The organism is Micromonospora sp. NPDC047738 (assembly GCF_040642675.1).
In the GTDB taxonomy this organism is placed as follows: domain Bacteria; phylum Actinomycetota; class Actinomycetes; order Mycobacteriales; family Micromonosporaceae; genus Micromonospora.
This window is the reverse complement of sequence record NZ_JBEYSO010000023.1, coordinates 1-19,186: the sequence shown is the minus strand read 5'-3', so window position 1 is coordinate 19,186 and position 19,186 is coordinate 1. Positions and strand designations below refer to the sequence as shown.

18 protein-coding genes are annotated in these 19,186 nt (G+C 70.0%); 5 read left to right on the top strand and 13 right to left on the bottom strand.

From position 1 onward, the window contains the following. Positions 1 to 6 precede the first annotated feature (6 nt). Positions 7 to 402 (bottom strand): VOC family protein, encoded by a 396-nt coding sequence (locus tag ABZ783_RS27730; RefSeq protein WP_357443090.1) that lies wholly within the window; start codon positions 400 to 402, stop codon positions 7 to 9. Between the two features lie 13 nt (positions 403 to 415). Then, entirely contained in the window at positions 416 to 1,189 is a 774-nt protein-coding gene (locus ABZ783_RS27725) for an ArsR family transcriptional regulator (RefSeq protein WP_357443087.1), read from the bottom strand. Positions 1,190 to 1,251: 62 nt separating this feature from the next. Here ABZ783_RS27725 and ABZ783_RS27720 point away from each other — a divergent pair, with 62 nt between their 5' ends. Beyond that, the gene (locus ABZ783_RS27720; protein ID WP_357443085.1) at positions 1,252 to 2,526 is read left to right on the top strand and encodes an APC family permease; all 1,275 of its coding nucleotides are present in this window, start codon (positions 1,252 to 1,254) and stop codon (positions 2,524 to 2,526) included. Between the two features lie 73 nt (positions 2,527 to 2,599). On the opposite strand, the gene iolD is transcribed toward ABZ783_RS27720, so the two are convergent. The 4 genes from iolD to iolC are packed head-to-tail and all read right to left on the bottom strand — an operon-like array spanning position 2,600 to position 7,339. Beyond that, positions 2,600 to 4,546: a 3D-(3,5/4)-trihydroxycyclohexane-1,2-dione acylhydrolase (decyclizing) gene (iolD, locus tag ABZ783_RS27715; protein ID WP_357443081.1), complete on the bottom strand. Its 1,947-nt coding sequence runs from the start codon at positions 4,544 to 4,546 to the stop codon at positions 2,600 to 2,602. Continuing rightward, the gene (iolB, locus tag ABZ783_RS27710; RefSeq protein WP_357443079.1) at positions 4,543 to 5,469 is read right to left on the bottom strand and encodes a 5-deoxy-glucuronate isomerase; all 927 of its coding nucleotides are present in this window, start codon (positions 5,467 to 5,469) and stop codon (positions 4,543 to 4,545) included. Before iolB ends, iolD begins: the two co-directional genes overlap by 4 nt. Further along, positions 5,466 to 6,365, bottom strand: a complete 900-nt coding sequence (locus tag ABZ783_RS27705) for an aldolase (protein WP_357443077.1) — start codon at positions 6,363 to 6,365, stop codon at positions 5,466 to 5,468. Before ABZ783_RS27705 ends, iolB begins: the two co-directional genes overlap by 4 nt. Beyond that, positions 6,362 to 7,339, bottom strand: a complete 978-nt coding sequence (gene iolC, locus ABZ783_RS27700) for a 5-dehydro-2-deoxygluconokinase (protein WP_357443074.1) — start codon at positions 7,337 to 7,339, stop codon at positions 6,362 to 6,364. Before iolC ends, ABZ783_RS27705 begins: the two co-directional genes overlap by 4 nt. A gap of 166 nt (positions 7,340 to 7,505) precedes the next feature. Between iolC and ABZ783_RS27695 the strand changes: the two genes are divergently transcribed. Then, positions 7,506 to 8,243, top strand: coding sequence for a GntR family transcriptional regulator (locus ABZ783_RS27695; RefSeq protein WP_357443071.1), 738 nt, complete (start codon positions 7,506 to 7,508; stop codon positions 8,241 to 8,243). Positions 8,244 to 8,274: 31 nt separating this feature from the next. Here the strand turns inward: ABZ783_RS27695 and ABZ783_RS27690 are convergent, their stop codons facing one another. Continuing rightward, on the bottom strand, positions 8,275 to 9,363 hold the full coding sequence (locus tag ABZ783_RS27690; protein ID WP_357443068.1) for an FUSC family protein: 1,089 nt from the start codon (positions 9,361 to 9,363) through the stop codon (positions 8,275 to 8,277). 352 nt (positions 9,364 to 9,715) lie between these two features. Between ABZ783_RS27690 and ABZ783_RS27685 the strand changes: the two genes are divergently transcribed. Next, entirely contained in the window at positions 9,716 to 11,542 is a 1,827-nt protein-coding gene (locus tag ABZ783_RS27685; RefSeq protein ID WP_357443065.1) for a long-chain fatty acid--CoA ligase, read from the top strand. Positions 11,543 to 11,645: 103 nt separating this feature from the next. On the opposite strand, the gene ABZ783_RS27680 is transcribed toward ABZ783_RS27685, so the two are convergent. The 4 genes from ABZ783_RS27680 to ABZ783_RS27665 form a co-directional block, all read right to left on the bottom strand. Continuing rightward, positions 11,646 to 13,019, bottom strand: a complete 1,374-nt coding sequence (locus ABZ783_RS27680) for a permease prefix domain 1-containing protein (RefSeq protein ID WP_357443063.1) — start codon at positions 13,017 to 13,019, stop codon at positions 11,646 to 11,648. Further along, the gene (locus ABZ783_RS27675) at positions 13,016 to 13,390 is read right to left on the bottom strand and encodes a helix-turn-helix transcriptional regulator (protein ID WP_357443060.1); all 375 of its coding nucleotides are present in this window, start codon (positions 13,388 to 13,390) and stop codon (positions 13,016 to 13,018) included. Before ABZ783_RS27675 ends, ABZ783_RS27680 begins: the two co-directional genes overlap by 4 nt. Positions 13,391 to 13,556: 166 nt before the next feature. Next, positions 13,557 to 14,588, bottom strand: coding sequence for a M14 family zinc carboxypeptidase (locus ABZ783_RS27670; RefSeq protein ID WP_357443057.1), 1,032 nt, complete (start codon positions 14,586 to 14,588; stop codon positions 13,557 to 13,559). Positions 14,589 to 14,828: 240 nt separating this feature from the next. Then, positions 14,829 to 16,250, bottom strand: a complete 1,422-nt coding sequence (locus ABZ783_RS27665) for an MFS transporter (protein WP_357443054.1) — start codon at positions 16,248 to 16,250, stop codon at positions 14,829 to 14,831. Between the two features lie 241 nt (positions 16,251 to 16,491). Between ABZ783_RS27665 and ABZ783_RS27660 the strand changes: the two genes are divergently transcribed. Together ABZ783_RS27660 and ABZ783_RS27655 are read left to right on the top strand one after the other, a co-directional pair. Beyond that, the gene (locus ABZ783_RS27660) at positions 16,492 to 16,776 is read left to right on the top strand and encodes a heavy-metal-associated domain-containing protein (RefSeq protein ID WP_357443051.1); all 285 of its coding nucleotides are present in this window, start codon (positions 16,492 to 16,494) and stop codon (positions 16,774 to 16,776) included. A gap of 289 nt (positions 16,777 to 17,065) precedes the next feature. Further along, the gene (locus ABZ783_RS27655) at positions 17,066 to 17,605 is read left to right on the top strand and encodes a hypothetical protein (protein ID WP_357443049.1); all 540 of its coding nucleotides are present in this window, start codon (positions 17,066 to 17,068) and stop codon (positions 17,603 to 17,605) included. Between the two features lie 71 nt (positions 17,606 to 17,676). Here ABZ783_RS27655 and ABZ783_RS27650 read toward each other — a convergent pair whose 3' ends face one another. Both ABZ783_RS27650 and ABZ783_RS27645 read right to left on the bottom strand, forming a co-directional pair. Further along, positions 17,677 to 18,051, bottom strand: a complete 375-nt coding sequence (locus tag ABZ783_RS27650) for a VOC family protein (protein ID WP_357443046.1) — start codon at positions 18,049 to 18,051, stop codon at positions 17,677 to 17,679. Between the two features lie 247 nt (positions 18,052 to 18,298). After that, positions 18,299 to 19,186 (bottom strand): zinc ribbon domain-containing protein (locus tag ABZ783_RS27645; protein WP_357443043.1); only part of this gene is annotated, 888 nt, incomplete at its 5' end.

The following is a 19,186-nucleotide window of genomic DNA, read 5'->3' as shown; positions in this document are numbered from 1 at the left end:
AGGCGGTCAGGATGCGTCCGGGCGGTGGGCGGGTTGGAACAGTTCGATGAGGTTGCCGGCAGGGTCGGTGAGCAGGATTTGACGTCCGCCGGGGCCGCTGACCAGATCGCTGCGGAATGGCAGGCCGGCGGCGCGCAGTCGGTCGATCTCGGTGTCCAGGTCGTCGACGGTCAGGTGGATGCGGTTACGCCCGGCGGCGGTGGCGTCGGCCGGGGTGGCGCGGGCGCCGGAGCTGGCTGGCCCGGACAGGAGCAGTCGCAGCGGGCCGCGTACCACGTCGGCGAAGGCGGGCGCGGCACTGGCGTTCACGGTGAAGCCGAGATGGGTGGTGTAGAAGTCGATGGCCGCTTGGACGTCATCAACGACGTAGCGGACGCTGGCGTACTGGCTGGCTGCGGTCACGGTTGATCCTCCTTCAAGGCCGGTGGGTGCCAAGGACAGACAGCAGGTGCCTGATACGGGTGTCGATGTCGGCTGCGGTGCGCTGAAAGGCGGGGTAGCCGGCCTGGTCGGTGTCGCCGGCCGCGGCGGGGTCGGGGATGCTCCAGTGCGCCCGCCGGGGATGGTCCGGGAAGTCCGGGCAGACCTCGCGGGCCTTGTCGCACAGGCTGATCACGTAGTCGAACCGGCGACCGGTCACCGTGTCCCAGTGCCGGGGGCGCTGGCCGGTGATGTCGATACCGAACTGGTCGTGCAGCACCCGTACGGCGTTGGGATGAAGGCGGGACTTGGGGTGGCTGCCGGCGCTGACCGACAGGGCCCGGCCGCCGGTGCGGTGGCGTAGCAGGGCCTCGGCTATCGGCGAGCGAGCGCTGTTGCCGGTACACACAAACAGCACCCCGACTCGAGGCGAGCGCTGCAGGCCAGCTGGCGATCTGCGGGGTGCCGGCGCCCGGCGCAGCGCAGGGTGCAGCGCGGCACCGGTCTCGGCCAGCGCGTCCGTACAGCGATCCAGGTCCAGGTGGTAGTAGCTGTCGCGGCCGTCGAAGCTGCTGCGGGTGGCGGTGACCAGCCCGCCGTCACGCAGTAGCCGCAGATGGTAGGAGACCAGGTTCTGCGGTTCACCGACCCGCGTCGCCAACTCCCGGACCCGGTAGTCGCTGTCGGCGAGTTCGGTCAGCAGCCGCCACCGCAGCGGATGGGCCGCCAGGCGTACGAACGCCGGGGTGGCTTGACTCGACGACGCCATGGTCAGCAGAATACATCAAATCAGTTTGACCTAATAGTTGCGCGGAGAGGTAGGCGCTGCAGGTGGCGGACAGCCCAGGCCACCCCACGACGTTGGCCCGCCGGTTGGGCACCTCTGACGCGGTGGTCATCGGCCTGGGGTCGATGATCGGTGCCGGGGTGTTCGCCGCCTTCGCACCCGCCGCGGAGGCGGCCGGCAGCGGCCTCCTGATCGGCCTGGCGTTGGCGGCGGTCGTGGCCTACTGCAATGGGACCTCCTCCGCACAGTTGGCCGCGGTGTACCCGACCTCCGGTGGGACCTACATCTACGGGCGCGAGCGGCTGGGCGACTGGTGGGGCTTCCTCGCCGGGTGGGGATTCGTGGTGGGCAAGACAGCCTCCTGCGCGGCCATTGCCCTGACCTTCGCCGAATACGCCGCGCCCGACGGATGGCAGCGGCCGGTTGCCCTCGCCGCAGTGATCGGCCTGGCGGCCGTCAACTACCGGGGCGTTACCCGCACCGCCCGACTGACCCGCGTCCTGGTCACGATTGTCCTGGCGGTCCTGGGCTTGGCGGTGGCGCTGAACGTAGCCGGTGGAGTGGACACCTGGTCCCACCTGTCGAGCTGGGCGGGACCGTCCGGCGGATGGTACGGAATCCTGCAGTCGGGCGGGTTGCTGTTCTTCGCCTTCGCCGGCTACGCACGCATCGCCACCATGGGTGAAGAGGTCCGTGACCCACGACGCACGATCCCCCGTGCGATCGTGCTCGCCCTGGCCATCACCATGGCCATCTACCTCACGGTGGCGCTCAGCCTGCTGCTGGTGCTCGGTCCCGACCGGCTCGCCCAATCTGCCGCGCCCCTGGCTACCGCGGTGCAGGCCGCCGGCTGGAGTTGGGCCTCACCGATCGTACGCATCGGTGCCGCCGCGGCGGCGCTGGGTTCACTGCTGGCTCTGATCGCCGGTGTTGGACGTACGAGCCTGGCCATGGCCCGCGAACGCGATCTGCCGAGCTGGCTGGCCGCCGTACATCCGCGGTTCCGGGTGCCGCACCACGCCGAGATCGCTTTTGCCGCCGCCGTCGGGGTCCTAGTGCTCATGACCGACCTGCGCAACGTCATCGGCTTCTCGTCCTTCGGCGTGCTCACCTACTACCTCATCGCCAACATCTCGGCCTTCACCCAGCCCCCGGAACAGCGCCGCTTTCCGCGCCCGCTGCAGCTGCTCGGCGCCCTCGGCTGCGTGATCCTGGTCGCCGCGCTGCCGATCACCGCCGTACTCGCCGGACTGGCCGTCTTCGCCGTCGGCCTGCTCTATCGCGGCCTACGCCTGGCCCTCACCGCCCGACCGACCTGATTGGCCGATCCCGCGTTCGGGCGGTTCACCGGGCCCGGGCAGGCTCAGGAGTCGTCGCGGCTCGCCGGCTTGGTCATCGAGGTGTCCTCTCCGTCGGCGCCAGGTGGGGGCGCTGGGTGGCCTTGTGCGCGGCGTAGCTCTGGTACGCCTGCCGGGTGCTGTCGAGTTCGCTGACCTGGCTGACCGGTACGTCCCACCAGGAGTCGCTGTCGGGGGCGTGGACCGTGGGGTCGGCCTCGACGTGGATGACGACGGGTCCGCCGTCGGCGGGGATGGCCTTGGCGTCCTTGATCGCCTGGTCGAGCTCCTCCGGGCTGCGCACCTCGATGACGGTGGCGCCGAGGCTGCGGGCGTTGGCGGCGAGGTCGACCGGTAGCTTCGCGCCGTCGAGGCGGCCGGTGGCGTCGTCGCGGTATCGGTACCGGGTGCCGAACCGCTGCGAGCCGAGCGATTCCGACAGCGAACCGATGGAGTGGAAGCCATGGTTCTGGACCAGGACGACGATGACCTTGACACGTTCCTGGACCGCGGTGACCAGCTCGGTCGGCATCATCAGGTACGAGCCGTCGCCCACCAGGATGAAGACGTCCCGGTCGGGGTCGGCCAGCCGTACCCCGATGCCGCCGGGGATCTCGTAGCCCATGCACGAGTAGCCGTACTCGACGTGGTACGCCTTGCGGTCCCGGACCCGCCACAGCTTGTGCAGGTCGCCGGGCATGGAGCCGGCGGCGCACACCACCACGTCCCGGGGGTCGGACAGCTCGTTGACCCGGCCCAGCACCATGCCCTGGGTGAGCACGCCGGCGGGGAGGGTGTCCACGACCTCCGGACCGGGGTGGTAGGTGGCCTCCACCCGTGCGTCCCAGTCCCGCCACAGGCGGGCCTGCCGCTGCCGGTGCTCGGGGGCCACCGCGTACCCGTCGAGGGCCGCGCCGAGCGCGGTCAGCGCCTCCCGGGCGTCGGCCACGATCGACAGACCGGCGTGCTTGCCGGTGTCGAAGCGGGCGACGTTGATGTTGACGAAGCGGACGGCCGGGTCCTGGAAGGCCGTGCGCGAGGCGGTGGTGAAGTCGCTGTAGCGGGTGCCGATCCCGATGACGACGTCCGCGTCGCGGGCGAGCGCGTTGGCGGCGGTGGTGCCGGTCGATCCGACGGCGCCCATCGCCTGTGGGTGACCGTGTGGCAGTGAGCCCTTGCCGGCCTGGCTTTCGCCGACCGGAATGCCGGTCGTCTCGCAGAACGCGCGCAGCGCCGCCTCGGCACCGGAGTAGTGCACCCCGCCGCCGGCGACGATGAACGGCTGGCGGGCCGACCGGATGATCGCGGCGGCGTCGGCGATGTCGGCTGCCTCCGCCGGGGGCCGGGCCACCCGCCAGACCCGCTCGGCGAACAGTTCCAGCGGCCAGTCGTACGCCTCGGCCTGCACGTCCTGCGGCAGCGCGATCGTCACCGCCCCGGTTTCCACCGGATCGGTCAGCACCCGCATGGCCCCCAGCAGGGCCGAGGGCAACTGCTCTGGCCGGTTGATCCGGTCGAAGAAGCGGGACAGCGGACGGAAGGCGTCGTTGACGGTGAGGTCGCCGCCGTAGGGCACCTCCAGTTCCTGGAGTACCGGCTCGGACACCCGGGTGGCGAAGGTGTCCGACGGGAGCAGCAGCACCGGCAGGCGGTTGACGGTGGCCAGTGCGGTGCCGGTGAGCATGTTGGTGGAGCCGGGGCCGATCGACGCGGTGCAGGCCCAGGTCTGGAGGCGGTCCTTCTGGCGGGCGTAGGCGGCCGCCAGGTGCACCATCGCCTGCTCGTTGCGGGCCAGCACGTACGGCAGGTGTTCGGCACCGCCGGCGAGTTCGTTCTGCAGCAGGGCCTGACCCAGACCCGCGACGTTGCCGTGGCCGAAAATGCCGAGGCAGCCGGCGAACAGCTTCTGGCGTACGCCGTCGCGCTCGCTCCACTGGTTGGCGAGGAAACGTACGACGGCCTGGCCGACGGTCAGGCGAATCGTCGTGGCGCTCGCGGTCATCGAGGCCCTCCCATCGGCAGTCTCGGGTCCACGGCCTGTCCAGCCCATGACTGGCGCACCCACCCGTGGGCCGGGTCGTCACAGATCAGCCAGGTCCGGGTGGCGCCGGGGCCGGCCATCACGTTGAGGTAGTAGAGGTCGTAGCCGGGCGGGGCCATCGCCGGGCCGTGCCAGCCGTGCGGTACGAGGACCACGTCACCGGAGCGGACCTCGGCGAGGACATCGATCGGACGCTGCGGCATGCCGTAGACCCGTTGGTAGGCGACCGGGTCGGCGCCGTCGACCGGCGTGCCGCCGGCCTCGGTCCGGACCTCGAAGTAGTAGATCTCTTCGAGTTCGGTCTCCACACCGTCGCGCTCCTCGTCGTGCTTGTGCGGCGGGTAGGAGCTCCAGTTGCCGGCCGGTGTGACGACCTCGCACGCGATGATCGAGTCGGCGTCCAGCACCTGTGGGATGCCGAAGTTGCGCACCTCGCGCGAGGCCATGCCGGCGCCGCGGAGTTCAACGGGCACGTCGGCGGCGGTCAGGTGACACACCGGCAGCGGTGCGGCGAGCTTCGTCGCCCTCGCCCCCGCCAGCGCGACCACGGCCGACGCGCGGCCCGGGTTGCGCACCGTGAGACGCGCCTCCCGGGGCACGTAACACACATCGGTCGGGCCGGTGAAGACACTCTCCCGGCCGGTGAGCCGGACCTCGTGCCGTGCGCCGTGGTGGTCGACGACCTCCACGTCCGGGCCGCCGCGCAGCGGTACGACGATGATCTCGCTGTTGCCGGTGGCGAGGTCGACCTGACCGGCCGGCGGCAGCGTGGCCACTCGCAGGCTGGTGTACTCCCACCCGTCCAGGGCGTCCGTGATCGCCACCTGGAAGTCGCCCGCTCCGGCCGTGCCGTAGCGGTGGACCCAGCGGCTGGTCGTGCTCACGAGGGCTGCCGATGGACGAGGCCCGCAGCGATGTCGACGGCCGCCGCCACGTCGCCGTCCGGCGGGAAGAGCAGCGCGCGCCCGACGACCAGTCCGCGCACCGGGGGCAGGTCGAGCGCCGCGCCCCACGCGGCGTACGTCTCGTCGGGGCGGCCGCTCGGATCGCCGCCGAGCAGGAGAGTCGGCAGGGTCGTGGCGTCCATGACCCGGGCCAGGTCGTCGACGACCGGCAGCTTCAGCCAGGTGTGCTGACTGCTCGCCCCGAGCGCTGAGCCGATGTGGATCGAGGCGATGACCGATTCGGGGTCCAGCAGGTTGCGGACCCGGCCATCGACGCGGACGGACAGGAAGGGCTCCACCATCGCCATCAGGCCACGCCCGGCCAGTTCCGTGACCGCCCGGCCGCTCGCCTCGAGGGTTGCCGGTGTCGCCGGATCATCGAGGCAGATCCGGGTGAGCATCTTGCCCCCGTCGAGTCCTCGGGCGGCGATCTCCGCGACGTTGTAGGCGGTGAACCGGTCGTCGAACTCGAAGACCGAGCCCTGCAGGCCGCCCCGATTCATCGAGCCGATGGCGATCTTGTCGTCGAGCGCGCCGAGCAGCAGCAGATCGTCAAGGATGTCGGGGGTGCCGAGCACCCCGTCGGCACCGGGGCGGGACAGCGCGGTGGCAAGGCGTTCCAGCAACTCGCTGCGGGACGCCATGGCCTGGCGGTTGTCCCGTACGCCGAGGGCGCCGCGGGCGGGGTGGTCCGCGGCCACGATGAGCAGTTGGCCGTCGGGGCCCACCAGGTCGCGACGCCTGCGGGCGGCCCACCCGGCGGCGATCCGTTCCGGCTCACGCACCCGGACCTCGGTCAGCTCACGGATACGAGGTCGTATCGAGGTCGTGATCATCGTGCCACCTCCTCTTCCCGGTCGCCGAGGAGCACCTCGACCTCGGCTGTTGTCGGCATGGCGCTGGAGCATTCGAGTCGGGATGCGACGATGGCCCCCGCCGCGTTGGCGAACCGCAGGACGCGGTGCAGCTCCCAGCCGCTGAGCAGCCCGTGGACGAGGGCGCCGCCGAAGGCGTCGCCGGCGCCGAGGCCGTTGACGACCGCCACGGGTACGGGCGGCACCTCGACGCGCTCGGTGGTGGTCGCGGCGAGGACGCCCTTGGGGCCCTGCTTGACGATGGCCAACTCGACCCCCATGCCCAGCAAGGCGTCGGCGGCGCGCTGCGGGTCGGTCTCACCGACCGCGATCTCGCACTCCTCGCGGTTGCCCACCGCGACCGTGACGTGCCGCAGGGCTTCGCCGATCTGGGCGGTGGCCTCCTCGGGGCTCGACCAGAACATCGGCCGGTAGTCGAGGTCGAGGATGGTGTGCGCCCGCCGGCCGCGAGCCCGCCAGGCGGCGAAGTGCGCCGAGCGGGACGGGTCCTGCGACAGGCCGGTGACCGTGCTCCAGTAGACGGCCGCGTCGCGGATCGCGTCGAGCGGGATCTCGTCCGGTTCGATCAGCAGGTCGGGGGCGACCGGATAGCGGTAGAAGTACAGCGGGAAGTCATCCGGGGGAAAGATCTCGCAGAAGGTGACCGGCGTCGGCGGGCCGTCGACCTCGGTGACAAAGGTGTCATCCACGTTGAACCCGCGTAGCGCGCGGTGGATGTACCGGCCGAAGGGGTCGCGGCCGGTACGGGTGACGAGGGCGGTCCGTCGCCCGTGCCGGGCCGCGGCCACCGCCACGTTGGTCGCGCTGCCGCCGAGGAACTTCTCGAACCGCTCGACGTCCTCAAGCCCCACGCCGTGGTCGAGCGGATAGATGTCGACCCCGGTCCGGCCCATCGCCACCAGGTCGTACGCCTTCACGCCACGCCCGATGCGCATCCGTATCCCATCCCGTGCATGGAGGTATGCCCCGGCCCGCTAGGCGGCCCCTGGCCGAGCCGGCAACGTTGCCCGAGAGCCTGCCTGGGGGTAAAAGTTCTGTCAAGAGTTTGTTCTGACATAGTTACGTGCTGTCTTACTATCAAGGCAGGTGTAGAGTGCGGCCGTGGCAATTCAAGTTGGCGTGACGATCGACCGCTCCTCCCCCGTGCCGCTCTACCACCAGCTCGCAGAGCAGCTCAGCAACGCCATCGCCACGGGCCAGTTGCGACCCGGCGACCCCTTCGAGAACGAGATCGCGCTCGCGACGCGGCTCAGCCTGTCCCGCCCGACCGTGCGGCGCGCCATCCTGGAGCTGGTCAACCGCGGCTTCCTCGTACGACGGCGGGGGCTGGGCACCACGGTCGCGAACCGCAAGGTGCACCGACGCGCCGAACTCACCAGCCTCTACGACGACCTCAAGCGCGAGGGCGTCCAGCCCGAGACCATCCTCCTGCAGCACGAGCTGAAGCGGGACGAGCAGATAGCCGGCATGCTCGACCTGCCCGCCGATACCGAACTCCTCGCCATCGTCCGCCTGCGGCTGGCCGGCGGTCGACCACTGGCCATCCTCCGCAACTGGCTGCCACCGCCGTACACCGACATCGACAAGGACGATCTTGAAGCAGCTGGCCTGTACGCCGTGCTACGGGAGCGCGCCGTGCGTCCCGTCGTCGCACACCAGTCGATAGGCGCGCGCATGCCGGACGCGGCGGAACGCCGCCACCTCCAGCTACGGCCCGCGGAGCCCGTGCTCACCATGACGCGCAGCGCGTTCGACGCGGTCGGCGCACCGGTGGAGTACGGCGACCACTGCTACCGAGCGCAGGACTACAGCATCGACGTCATGATCGACCAGCGCTGACGCGGGGCTTCAGCTGGCCCGCTCTGTCCGCCTACCGCTTGCTGTCGGGCTCGGTGGCGGCGTTACGGACGAGGTGGTTGGCCTCTTCAGGGGTGAGGTTGGTGGCACGGAGCAGGTCGCTGGCGGCGCTGCGGATCTGGAGGACGACAGTCTCACCGAATGCGTAGGTTGGGTGTCTGCTGGCGTGTCCGGCCAGGCGTGCGGCTTCGAGGACGGCCTGGCGGGTCTGTCCTGCTGCCCTGGCGGTGGCACACGCGTGATGAAGGTGGGTCAGGGCGTCGCCGAGGGTGTCCACGGCCTGGTGCAGCGGGGGCGGAACGGGTTCGTGATATTCGAGCAGGGTGGCGACCCGGCGGGCCAGCACTCGGATGTCGATGGCGAAGGCGTCGAGTTGATCCGAGGCCGCCCGGTACTGCTGGTAGCGGTGGCGTCGGTGGCGCCACCAGGGGGCGATGGTCACGGCCTCGTCAGCGGCTCGCAGGGCTTCGTTGAGGCGCGTGCTGTCGGTGTCGATCGTGTTGAGGCTGTTCAGGGCCCGCATGGCAAGGTTCCGGTCGCCGGTGGCCAGGGCCTGGGCGGTGTTGTGGATAGCGGCGGCGAGGTCGGTGAAGAACGGTCTGGCGGCGCGGTCGACGGCCCGCAACGGGTCCAGGGGCAGGAGCAGTGCCACGGCGAGGAAGCCGACCGAGGCGCCCACAGCGGCGTCGATGATGCGGGGTAGCTCGAGACTGCGTTGATTCCCGGCGAGGGTGGCGAACAGCGTGGCGGTCGCGCCGGCCTGACTGACCATGGCACCGCTGCGGCCGGCGACCAGCATGCTCAGCGCGATGGAACTGGAGACAACAACCGAGATCTGCCACACTCCGCTACCGACGAGATAGAGCAGGGCGTCGGCCACCGTGATGCCCAACCCCACCCCGACGAGCAGTTCCACCGCCTGCCTGGTGCGTTGCCCGGTGGCAGCGGCGATCGTGGCGAGCGCGGCCACAGGTGCGAACACCGGCGCCTCGCGGCCGAGGAAATGTGTGGCGATGAGCCACGCGGCGGCCGTGGCGAGCCCGGCCTGGACGGAGAGCAGCGCGATGGCCGCCAACTGGCGGGTGGCGAGAAAGTGGCGCACGGCCGGCAGCCACAGGGCCCGGCCGAGACGCTCGGCGGGACGGCCCGATCTTCCCCGGCCGCGATCGTCCGGAGAGGCCATGTCATGGGCTTCCCACTGGTGCTGGAGATAATCCCGGCCGTATTGGGTGTCATTCACCCGGTGGCTGGTCGGCGCGCGTGTGGCCGGCCAGCCTGGCCCAGCCCGAGGCTAATCCGTCCCGGCGGCTGACGGCGGCCGTGCGGATCATGTCGTGGGCCGTTTGCCGCCGGACGCCTCGGGCAATCGGGCGGTAGCCCCCCGGGGAAGGGCAGGCAATGCAGATGGTGGGCGCGGGCAGCGACATCGCATCGGTGGAGAGCTGAGGGGCGTGATGCGGCGCAACGTCAGGGTGGAGCCGAGGATCACGGACGGGGAGTCGGTCGGGCTGGCCGACGTGGTGTGGGACAACGCGCGGCAGGAGCCGGACGCGGTGCAGTTCCGGCGCCCTGACCCGGACGCCCGGTCGTGGCCGCGCTCGTCCGGTGATCCATCGGTGGTGACCTGCCGGCAGTTCCGCGGCGACGTGCTGGCCGTGGCTCGCGGGCTGATCGCGGCCGGCGTGACGCCCGGGAGCCGGGTGGGCCTGATGAGCCGTACCCGGTACGAGTGGACCCTGGTCGACTACGCGGTGTGGACGGTCGGCGCGGTGACCGTTCCGGTGTACGACACGTCGAGCGCGGAGCAGCTGGCCTGGATCCTCGCCGACTCGGGCGCGGTGGGGTGCGTGGTGGAGACGGCGGACCACGCCGCGCTGCTGGCCGGCGTACGTGGCGGGCTGCCGGAGTTGCGCCAGGTGTGGCAGATCGACTCCGGCGACCTGATCAAGCTGGCGGAGCAGGGCCGGGCCGTTGACGACGAGGCGGTCGAACGCAGGCGGGCCGCGGTGTCGGGCGCGGACCCGGCCACGATCGTCTACACCAGCGGGACCACGGGCCGGCCCAAGGGCTGCGTGCTCACGCACCGGAACATTCACCTCGACGTCGGCAACGCGGTCGCCGCGCTGCCGGAGTTGTTCAACCAGGCGGCGTCGACAGTCCTCTTCCTCCCGCTGGCGCACGCTTTCGCCAGGTTGGTCCAGGTGGCCACGGTGCAGACCCGGGCGACGATGGTGCCCAGCCCCAACGCGCACGACGTGCTGAAGCAGCTTCGCCGATATCAACCGACGTTCGTCCTGGCCGTACCGAGAGTGTTCGAGAAGGCGTACAACGGGGCGCGGCAGAAGGCCGCCGACCAGCATCGGGGGTGGCTGTTCGACGTCGCGGACCGGGTGTCGGTGGGGTACAGCCGGGCGCTCGACACGCCGTCCGGCCCCGGGATCGGCCTCCGGCTGCGGCGCGGTCTTTTCGACCTGCTGGTCTACCGGAAGCTGCGGGCCGCGTTCGGCGGCCGCTGCCGTCTCGCCGTCGTCGGCGGGGCTCCCCTCGGTGAGCGACTCGGGCACTTCTTCCGTGGCGCCGGCCTCACCACCCTGGAGGGGTACGGGTTGACGGAAACGTCCCCGGCGCTGGCGGTGAACCGGCCCTCGGGGATGCGGATCGGCACCGTCGGCCGGCCGCTGCCCGGCGTGGAACTGGCCATCGCCGACGACGGGGAGGTCCTCGTCCGCAGCGACGTCGTGTTCCAGGGGTACTGGAACAACCCGGCCGCGACCAGCGAGACGTTCACCGCCGACGGCTGGTTCCGCACCGGCGACCTCGGCAGCCTCGACGACGACGGCTACCTGCGGATCACCGGGCGCACAAAGGAGATCATGGTGACCGCTGAGGGAAAGAACATCGCTCCCGACCCGATCGAGGACCGGGTCCGCGCACACCCGCTGGTCAGCCAGTCCATGCTGACCGGCAACGGCAAGCCGTACGTCGCCGCCCTGGTCACCATCGACCCGCAGGCGTGGTCCCGGTGGCGCGACGCGCACGGTCACCCACGAGCCTCGGTGGCGGAGTTGCGCGAAGACCCCGCCCTGCGCGGCGAGATTCAGACCGCGATCGACCAGGCGAACCGGTCGGTCTCCCACGCGGAGGCGATCAAGACCTTCCGGATCCTGCCCGACGACTTCACCGAGGCCAACGGCGAGCTCACCCCCACCTTGAAGATCAGACGCGAGGTGGTGCAGCGGCACCGCGCCGCCGACATCGACGCCCTCTACCGCGGCCACTGACCCCGAACCCCGACTGACCCGTAATCCGGTGCCGTGACCGGTGCCCGGAGGGCGATGCCTGGACTCGGTGGGATGGCGGTGGTGGTCGAGAGCCGTGGTGATGTCAGAGGTAGCTGAACAACGGGGGAAAGGCCAGGACAACGATCCAGGCCCACGCGGCGTACACCGGTAGGTAGCTGGTCTGCCAGCGCTCGAGCGCCGCGAACGGGGTACGCCGGCGGACGAAACCCAGCAGCAGCCACGCCGACCAGGCGAGATTGGCCAGCAGGATGACGTTCTCCCCCAGCGCCGCCGCCTTGTTGGGTGTGGTGCCGTACTCGGTGATGCGCCCGGTGATCGCCACCAGCACCAGCACATCGATGACCAGCGCGCTGACCACGAGGGCGAACTGCAGCTTGTCGAACAGGCCGGGCGGGGCGAGCGGATCGCGGGCTGAGATCGAGTAGAGCAGCAACCCCAGCACCACGACCAGCAGGAGGTCGAACAGAATCAGCGCTTCCCGCTCGACGTTGATGCCGGCGGTGGTCCAGGCGAGGGCAACGAGGAAGGCCAGCAGCGCGGCGGTGAAGAGCGGCGTGAACAGCCGCGTGAGCACTGGGGCGATGTTCTCGACAACACTCTGCTTGGCCTCGACGAGCCACCCGGCCACCACCACCGCGGCCACGACGCCGCAGGGCAGAAGCCACTGCGAGATGAAGTTTTCCGGGGAGATCCCGATGGCCTTGAAGGTCCCGACCATGAATGCCATCAGCACGCCGCCACCGAGGGCGATGAGGACGAAGTAGACGAACCATTCGCCGGTGAAGCGGATGAAGTCCATCCGCCGGCGTGACGAGCGCAGATCGTCGGCCACATAGGCCAGACCGACCACGATCCACAGGGCGATGGGGAGATGGATGCTGGTCAGGACCACCGACTGGGAGTCCTCCGCGAGCGGATAGACGTTGGCCGCCACGGCGCCGAGGGCGAACAACGCCAGCAGTACCCCGATCAGCGCCTTCCCGGCGTGACGACGCCAGGCCAGGAAGGCCGCCAGCCAGGGCAGCGCGAGCACGCTGAAGTTGGGCCCATAGAACGCGGCGTCCTCTTCGAACCTCATCCCGAACAGTTCCGGCACCTTGATCGACGCCGCCGCGCCCGCCGCGCAGATGACCATCGCGGCCAGGTCGCGCCGCGACCCGGTGTCCGCCGCCGGACCGCCGGTCTCGCCGGTCAGCACCAGTTGCTTCCAGAGCCGTTCCGAATGCTCCCGGGCGAACTCGCGGGACAACTCGTCCAGGCCACCCATGCGTTTGACCGCGACGAGGAACGCCTCGTCGGCACGTAGGCCAACGGCGATGAGCTCGTCGACGGAACCCCGCAGATGGTCTTCGAGCTCTTCGGCGTCGGACTGCTTCAGCTCGGAGCGGCGCTGTACGTGTTGACGCCACTGAGCAAACTGCGCCTCCAGTTCGTCTTGGCCGTCCGGCGCTGTCATGCCTGGCCCTCTAGCGGGATCGCCGTCAACGGCCGGAAGTCGCCGGGGCCGAGCCAGATCTGCTTGAGCGCGTCCACGACGGTGTCCCACTGGCGGCGTTGCTCGGCAAGCTCGGCCAGGCCGCTGTTGGTGATGCGGTAATACTTGCGCCGCCGCTCCCCAGCCACCGACTGCCAGCTCGACTCCACGTGCCCGAGGCGCTCAAGCCGGTGCAGCAGCGGGTAGAGCAGTCCCTCGGTCCAGTCCAGCTCTCCACCCGACAGCTGGTTGATCCGCTTGAGGATGGCGTAGCCGTAGCTCTCCCCCTCGGCGAGGATGCCCAGCACCATCGGTGTCGCCGAGGCAGCGACGAGATCCTTGGTGACCCTCACGAGACCTCCCTGAGCTCACACCCTAGGACTATGATGCATAGTAGCTCTAGGTATGGGCAGGCGCAGGGAACTAGGGCCGCCAGTAGATGGATCGACGGGTGCGGAGCGGACCGACGCGCCTGCGGTGGGCCCGGCCGGACCTGGGCCCACCGCGGCATCGGCGTTGTCAGACCTGGCCGCACGACCCCTGGCTGGCGAACGGCAGGTTGGCGTACCGGGAGACGTCGTACGACGTCAAGGATCCGTCAGCGGCGGCCCGCAGAACCGCCATGGTCGGAATCCGGAACAGGTTTTCGAGCTGGCCGTTGCTCTTCTGGCCGACGGAGCGGACCTCGTAGAAGATGGCGCCCCGAGTGGGTGCCTGCGCCACGGGCTGCTCCCCCGCGGGAGCCGTCCCGCCCAGGAGCATGCGGCTGAGCACGGCGTTGGTGATGTCGATCAGCGGGTAGTGCGCGACGTTGGCGAGCCCGTAGCGGCTGAGTGCGTCGACGCTCACCATGGCCATCTGGCGGTTCGTGAGCCACTGCTCGGCCGTCATCCGTGACGGGTCGATGGACCGGGCGCCGATCTGAAACTGGTTGAGCTGGTCGGTGCCGTCGACCACGGGAGCCTGGCCCATGTGGTGCAGATCGAGCGCCAGCTGCGGGGCCACCTGGCGCCACAGCCGCCAGAATGCGGCGGACTCCGGCTGGGCAAAGTTCTCCCAGTCGCGGTTGAGGTCGACGCGGTTGGGGGTCGTGCTCTGCCGGATGTTCGCCTCGGAGCCGTCGGGGTTGTACATCGGGATCACCACGACGGTGAGCTTCTCGCGGATCAGGCGTGCCTCCGGGGACCCACTGGCGAGGTGATCGAGGATCTGAAGCACCGCCTCGGTGCTGTGCAGCTCATTGCCGTGGATCCGCGCCTGCAGCCAGAAGGTCATCGGACCGCTGCCGACCGTCGCGTACAGCAACTCCCGCCCCTCGCCGGAGGTCCCCGCCGAGTCGACCCTGACCAGTCCCCGGCTGGTCCGCTCGATCCGATCGAGCACCTGACGGACATCGTCGTAACCGGCGACGCTGGACAGGCTCACATTCTGGCTGGGCTGCAGGCATGGACCGCCTGGCAGATGTGTCGGGCTGGCGGAGGCCGGCGGGGCGCCGGTCAGGACGGTGGCGAGCAGACCGGCCGTGGCGAGCGCCGCGAGGCTTCTACGCATCGATGCTCCTTGCGATCGGTTGGAGGCGAGTCACAGTGGCTGGTGACTTGACGCCTTCGTATCCCGGCCTCACCGCCGTGAACAAGTCTTGTCTTTGCCAAGGGATCGGGTTAGCAGGGTTGCCGAAGGACCTCGAAGACCTCGGACATACGGGGACCGGTCGCGTGGTTGACGCCGGTGGGCGAGCCAGAATCTGGCTGACCCACCGGCGTTCCATGCCGGCCATGGTTCCCGTGCGGGTCAGCCCGCGGGCACCGGCTCGGCGGCGTCGACCTGCCGCCGCTTCGCCGCGCGCAGCGTGAGACCGGCGGTGACGGCGCCCGCGGCGGCGATGATCCCGGCGCCGACGAAGGCGGCGGAGTAGCCGTCGGTCAGGGCGGGCAGGTCGCCGAGCTGGTCGGCTCCGGCGGAGGAGGCGACCGCGGTCATGGCGGCCAGGCCAAGCGCGGAGCCGACCTGGTAGCTGGTGTTGACGATGCCCGAGGCGAGGCCACCCTCCTCAGGCCGGGCGCTGGAGATCGCCGTGCCGAGAGACGGGATGAACGCCAGGGACATGCCCAGCGCCGCGACCAGCGAGGCGGGCAGGACGTCCACGGCGAAGCTGCCGTCCGGGCGGACCAGGGCGAGCCAGCCGAGCCCGACGGCGAGAACCGCGAGGCCGGTGACCACCATGGGCTTCGTGCCGAACCGGGCGATGGCCCGCGGGGCGAGCGCGATCATGCCAATCATGATGAGGATCGTCATCGGCAGCAGCGCGGCGCCGCTGGGGAAGGCGCGGTAGCCGAGGACGTGCTGCAGGTAGAGGTTGAGGAAGAACCACATCGGGATCCACGCCGCGCCGAGCAGCAGTTGGGCGACGTTGGCGGCGGCGAGGTTCGGGGCGCGGAAGATCGACAGTCGCATCAGCGGCTCGCGGCGGGCCGCCTGGATGGCGACGAACGCGCCCAGGGCGACGACGGCTCCGGCGAGGACCAGCCAGGTCTGCCCCGAGGCCCAGCCGACCTCGGGGGCCCGGACGATTCCGTAGACGGCCGCGCCGAGCCCGACGGTCACCGTGAGGGCGCCGAAGATGTCCAGCGACCCCTTACGCGTGCCGCCGGCGGGCATCAGCGCCGGGGTGGCCACCAGCGCGAGCACGGCGATGGGGATGTTGATGTAGAAGACCCAGGGCCAGCTGATGTATTCGGTGATGACACCGCCGAGGAAGACGCCGGCGGTGCCGCCGGCGGGTGCCGCGGCTCCGTAGAGGGCGAGAGCGCGGGTAAGTTCCTTGGGTTCAGCCCCGAACAGCGTCATCAGCAGGGTGAGCGCGGACGGGGCGATGAGGGCCGCACCGGCTCCTTGTACGGCACGGGCGGTGAGCTCGACCGCCACGCTGTCGGCCAGGCCGGCGACGGTGGAGCCGATGAGCAGGATGAGCCAGCCTGCGGCGAACATGCGTCGGGCGCCGAGGAGATCAGACAGTCGGCCGCCGAGCAGGAGCAGGCCGCCGAACGCGACGACGTAGGCGTTGAAGACCCAGGACAGGTTCTCGGGTGAGAAGCCGAGATCCGCCTGGATGCGTGGTAGTGCGACGCCGATGATCGAGGTGTCCATGATGACCATGAACTGGGCGAGGGCGATGAGCCCGAGGGCCCACCAGCGCTTCGATTGAGATGACATGATGATTACTCCTTCGGTTACCCCTAGGGGGTATCGGTAGCGGAGTTTTTCTACCCCCCACCCGTATGGTTCGTCAAGTGGTATCGGCTTACATCTGCTGCAGGGCATGGGGGCCTGCCGAGGTCTTGATACGGATACCGGTGAGGGGTATGTTCAGAACGCTGGCCGACGGGCAGCTGGCCCGATCGCTTGGGCGGCCGCCTGGCGCACCGCCACGGCATCCGACACGGAGGAGATCCACATGTGCGGCAATGAATCGAACTGCGGCTGCGGCACCGTCACGATCGACAGCGGCCCTGCGGCCGCCGACACCGGTGCGGCACCCCGGAGCACCTATCAGGTGTCGGGTATGACCTGCGGCGGCTGCGCCAAGAAGGTGACCGGGCACATCTCCGAGATCACGGGCGTGACCGATGTGCAGGCCGACGTGGCCGCGGGCAGCATCACCGTCCTCAGCGAAAAGCCGCTGGACACCGCCGAGGTCCGCGCCGCCGTGCAGCGGGCCGGCTACCAGCTCGCGGACTGACCCGCAGGCACGCGCATCCCTGCGGCACCGTCTGGCGCCCTGGGGATGCGGCCTGCCATCCGTCCCGGCACGAGGAGACCGACCTGACCGCCAACGATTTACGGCAGCTTCCTGGTCGAGTCCACCGATGACCAACTACGAGCCCACCTGAACAGCTGCGGCGACAGTGGGACAAGAAGGTGACTTCCAAGCTGTCGTTGATCGGTCCTCGGGTGGTCGCTGAATGCAGCACGCTGACCCTATGAACCGCCCAGCTGCGTTCCTCACTGACCCGCCGAAGAGTTCGGCGGTGGCCGCCGCCTACGAGGCCGATGTCACCTCCGACGGCTACGTCAACAACCTCACTCGGGTCTGGTGCTGGCGCCCTGACGTGCTGGCATCCTTCCAGGCCGTGCGTGCCGATCTCCTGGCCGGCTCAGCCCTGTCGCCGAGGGAAGTAGCCGTGATGGTTGCTGCCACCGCCGCTGCCCGCGGCGACGCTTACTGTGCGCTGGCGTGGGGATCCAGGCTGGCCGAACTCAGTGACGAGGCGACCGCCGCAAGGGTGCTGCAAGGCGTGGACAGTGACCTGTCCGAGCGGGAGGCCGCACTCGCCGGTTGGTCCCGCCAGGTCGTCCAGGATCCGAATGCCACAACCGAGGCCCACGTGGAGCGTTTACGCGACGCGGGCCTCAACGACCAGGAGATCTTCGAGGCGACGACCTGGATCGCGTTCCGGCTGGCGTTCTCCACCATCAACGACGCGCTCGGAGCACGGCCTGATCCGCAGCTTGCCGAGAAGGCGCCGCGGCTCGTCCGGGAAACCGTCACCTACGGCCGCCAGGTCTAGGCCCCGCACCGGGGACACAGAGCTGTCAGAGCGGGTTGAGGTGCGCCCTGAGCAGGCAGAACTCATTGCCCTCAGCGGGGCTGGCTCACGGCGAGAATGTTGCCTTCGCTGTCCTTGAACCAGGCGCCACGCATCGTCGGCAACTCTGCAATGCCGTTGACGGTCTTGAGCCCAGGGATGTCGTACTCCTCGAACGTCACGCCGCGCCCTCGCAGGTCCGCCACTTGGGCGTCGAGGTCAGCGACCAGCCAGGCCGCCAGCGTGTGGGGCGCCTGCCCGGCATTGGAGGTGGGATAGATGAAGAACTGCGTTCCACCGGACTCGAAATGAACGGCGTCCTCGGCTTCCCGCGAAATCGTCAGGCCCAGCGTGTCGCGATAGAAGTGCTTGGCCCGTTCCATGTCGCCCGCTGGAATGGCCGCCTGCACCGGTGCGTCTGTCAACATGATGGCTCACCTCCTGCGACAGCGTAACCAGCACCAGGCCGGCACGGTTCCGCTTTGTCCGGGTCCGGTACCGCCACCGACAACCCCACGCTCTGGCGAACCTCTGCGACCCGGTCATGGCAACGATCGTGGCCCTCGTCATCGCCCGCGACGAATCGCGTACGCGGCCGCGCACGGCCGGCACCGCCCGGTTCCCGCTCGTCGGCAAGGGCGGCCATGGAAGGGCAGCCCACCAGAGCGTCCCTGATCAGCTTAGTGATCCTGATTCGGATTGGGTTTCCGGGATCGTTTCCCACCGTGGTGGGGTCGCGTGGGCGTGGAAGTGGAATCCTGCGCCCAACGTGGCTCCGCGTGGCTGGTGGCCGGTGGTGGGTGTGCTGGTCGTGTTCACGCTCTGGTGTCGGTGGGCTGCGCGGGGCAGCTTCCGGTCCGTTGGTGCGTGTCCCTCCGGACGCTTTCCCGCCTGACCTTGGGGTCGGGTGGGGGAGGGTGCCCTGCGTCGCCTGGGCGCGGGGCGTGGTGGCTTGCGCCGGGTGGGACCAGTCTTCGACCGGTCCCCCCGGCAGGTCTTCGTGATGACCGCGGAGGCTTCGAGTTTGTCGACCACGGCGCGGATGACCATGTGCCCGCTGGTCTTGTCGATGACGGTCTTAGTCTGGTGGGTGAGGCCGCGGGCGGCGATGCGCCGCCAGGCGCCCTGGTCGCGGTCGCCCTGCCACCGGCAGGACTGGTGGGGGCAGATCGCCCACTTCCAGCCTGGGGCGGTGGGCTTGTCGGGGGCTCTGCGATGCCGTAGCGGGGTCAAGCACTGCGGGCAGTGCTTCGAGGTGTTGCGGGCGGGGACGGTGACCACGGCGATACCCGCCTCGGCGGCGAGGTGCCGCATCCGGTCGACGATCTGCCCACGGACCTGCTGCGACAGGCGGGTGTTGAGGGTGGCCCCCATGCCCCGCGCTTCCAACGACCGCAGGTCTTCGACGTAGATGACGGTCGCCCGGGCGGCGATGGCCTGGTCGACCGCCCAGCGGGCGGCGGCCCACGCGAGCGCGGCGTTCAGGTTGGAGCGGCGCTGGGACACGTGGCGTATCTCGGCGCCCAGCGCCTCATGTTTCGCGCTCAGGTGCGCGTCGGAGCG

What these genes read in the sequence shown, in the direction of transcription:
- ABZ783_RS27725 (WP_357443087.1), bottom strand. Translation starts at nt 1,189, where the DNA reads ATGGCGTCGTCGAGTCAAGCCACCCCGGCGTTCGTACGCCTGGCGGCC.
- iolD (WP_357443081.1), bottom strand. Translation starts at nt 4,546, where the DNA reads ATGACCGCGAGCGCCACGACGATTCGCCTGACCGTCGGCCAGGCCGTC.
- ABZ783_RS27705 (WP_357443077.1), bottom strand. Translation starts at nt 6,365, where the DNA reads ATGATCACGACCTCGATACGACCTCGTATCCGTGAGCTGACCGAGGTC.
- iolC (WP_357443074.1), bottom strand. Translation starts at nt 7,339, where the DNA reads ATGCGCATCGGGCGTGGCGTGAAGGCGTACGACCTGGTGGCGATGGGC.
- ABZ783_RS27685 (WP_357443065.1), top strand. Translation starts at nt 9,716, where the DNA reads ATGCGGCGCAACGTCAGGGTGGAGCCGAGGATCACGGACGGGGAGTCG.
- ABZ783_RS27680 (WP_357443063.1), bottom strand. Translation starts at nt 13,019, where the DNA reads ATGACAGCGCCGGACGGCCAAGACGAACTGGAGGCGCAGTTTGCTCAG.
- ABZ783_RS27670 (WP_357443057.1), bottom strand. Translation starts at nt 14,588, where the DNA reads ATGCGTAGAAGCCTCGCGGCGCTCGCCACGGCCGGTCTGCTCGCCACC.
- ABZ783_RS27665 (WP_357443054.1), bottom strand. Translation starts at nt 16,250, where the DNA reads ATGTCATCTCAATCGAAGCGCTGGTGGGCCCTCGGGCTCATCGCCCTC.
- ABZ783_RS27660 (WP_357443051.1), top strand. Translation starts at nt 16,492, where the DNA reads ATGTGCGGCAATGAATCGAACTGCGGCTGCGGCACCGTCACGATCGAC.
- ABZ783_RS27650 (WP_357443046.1), bottom strand. Translation starts at nt 18,051, where the DNA reads ATGTTGACAGACGCACCGGTGCAGGCGGCCATTCCAGCGGGCGACATG.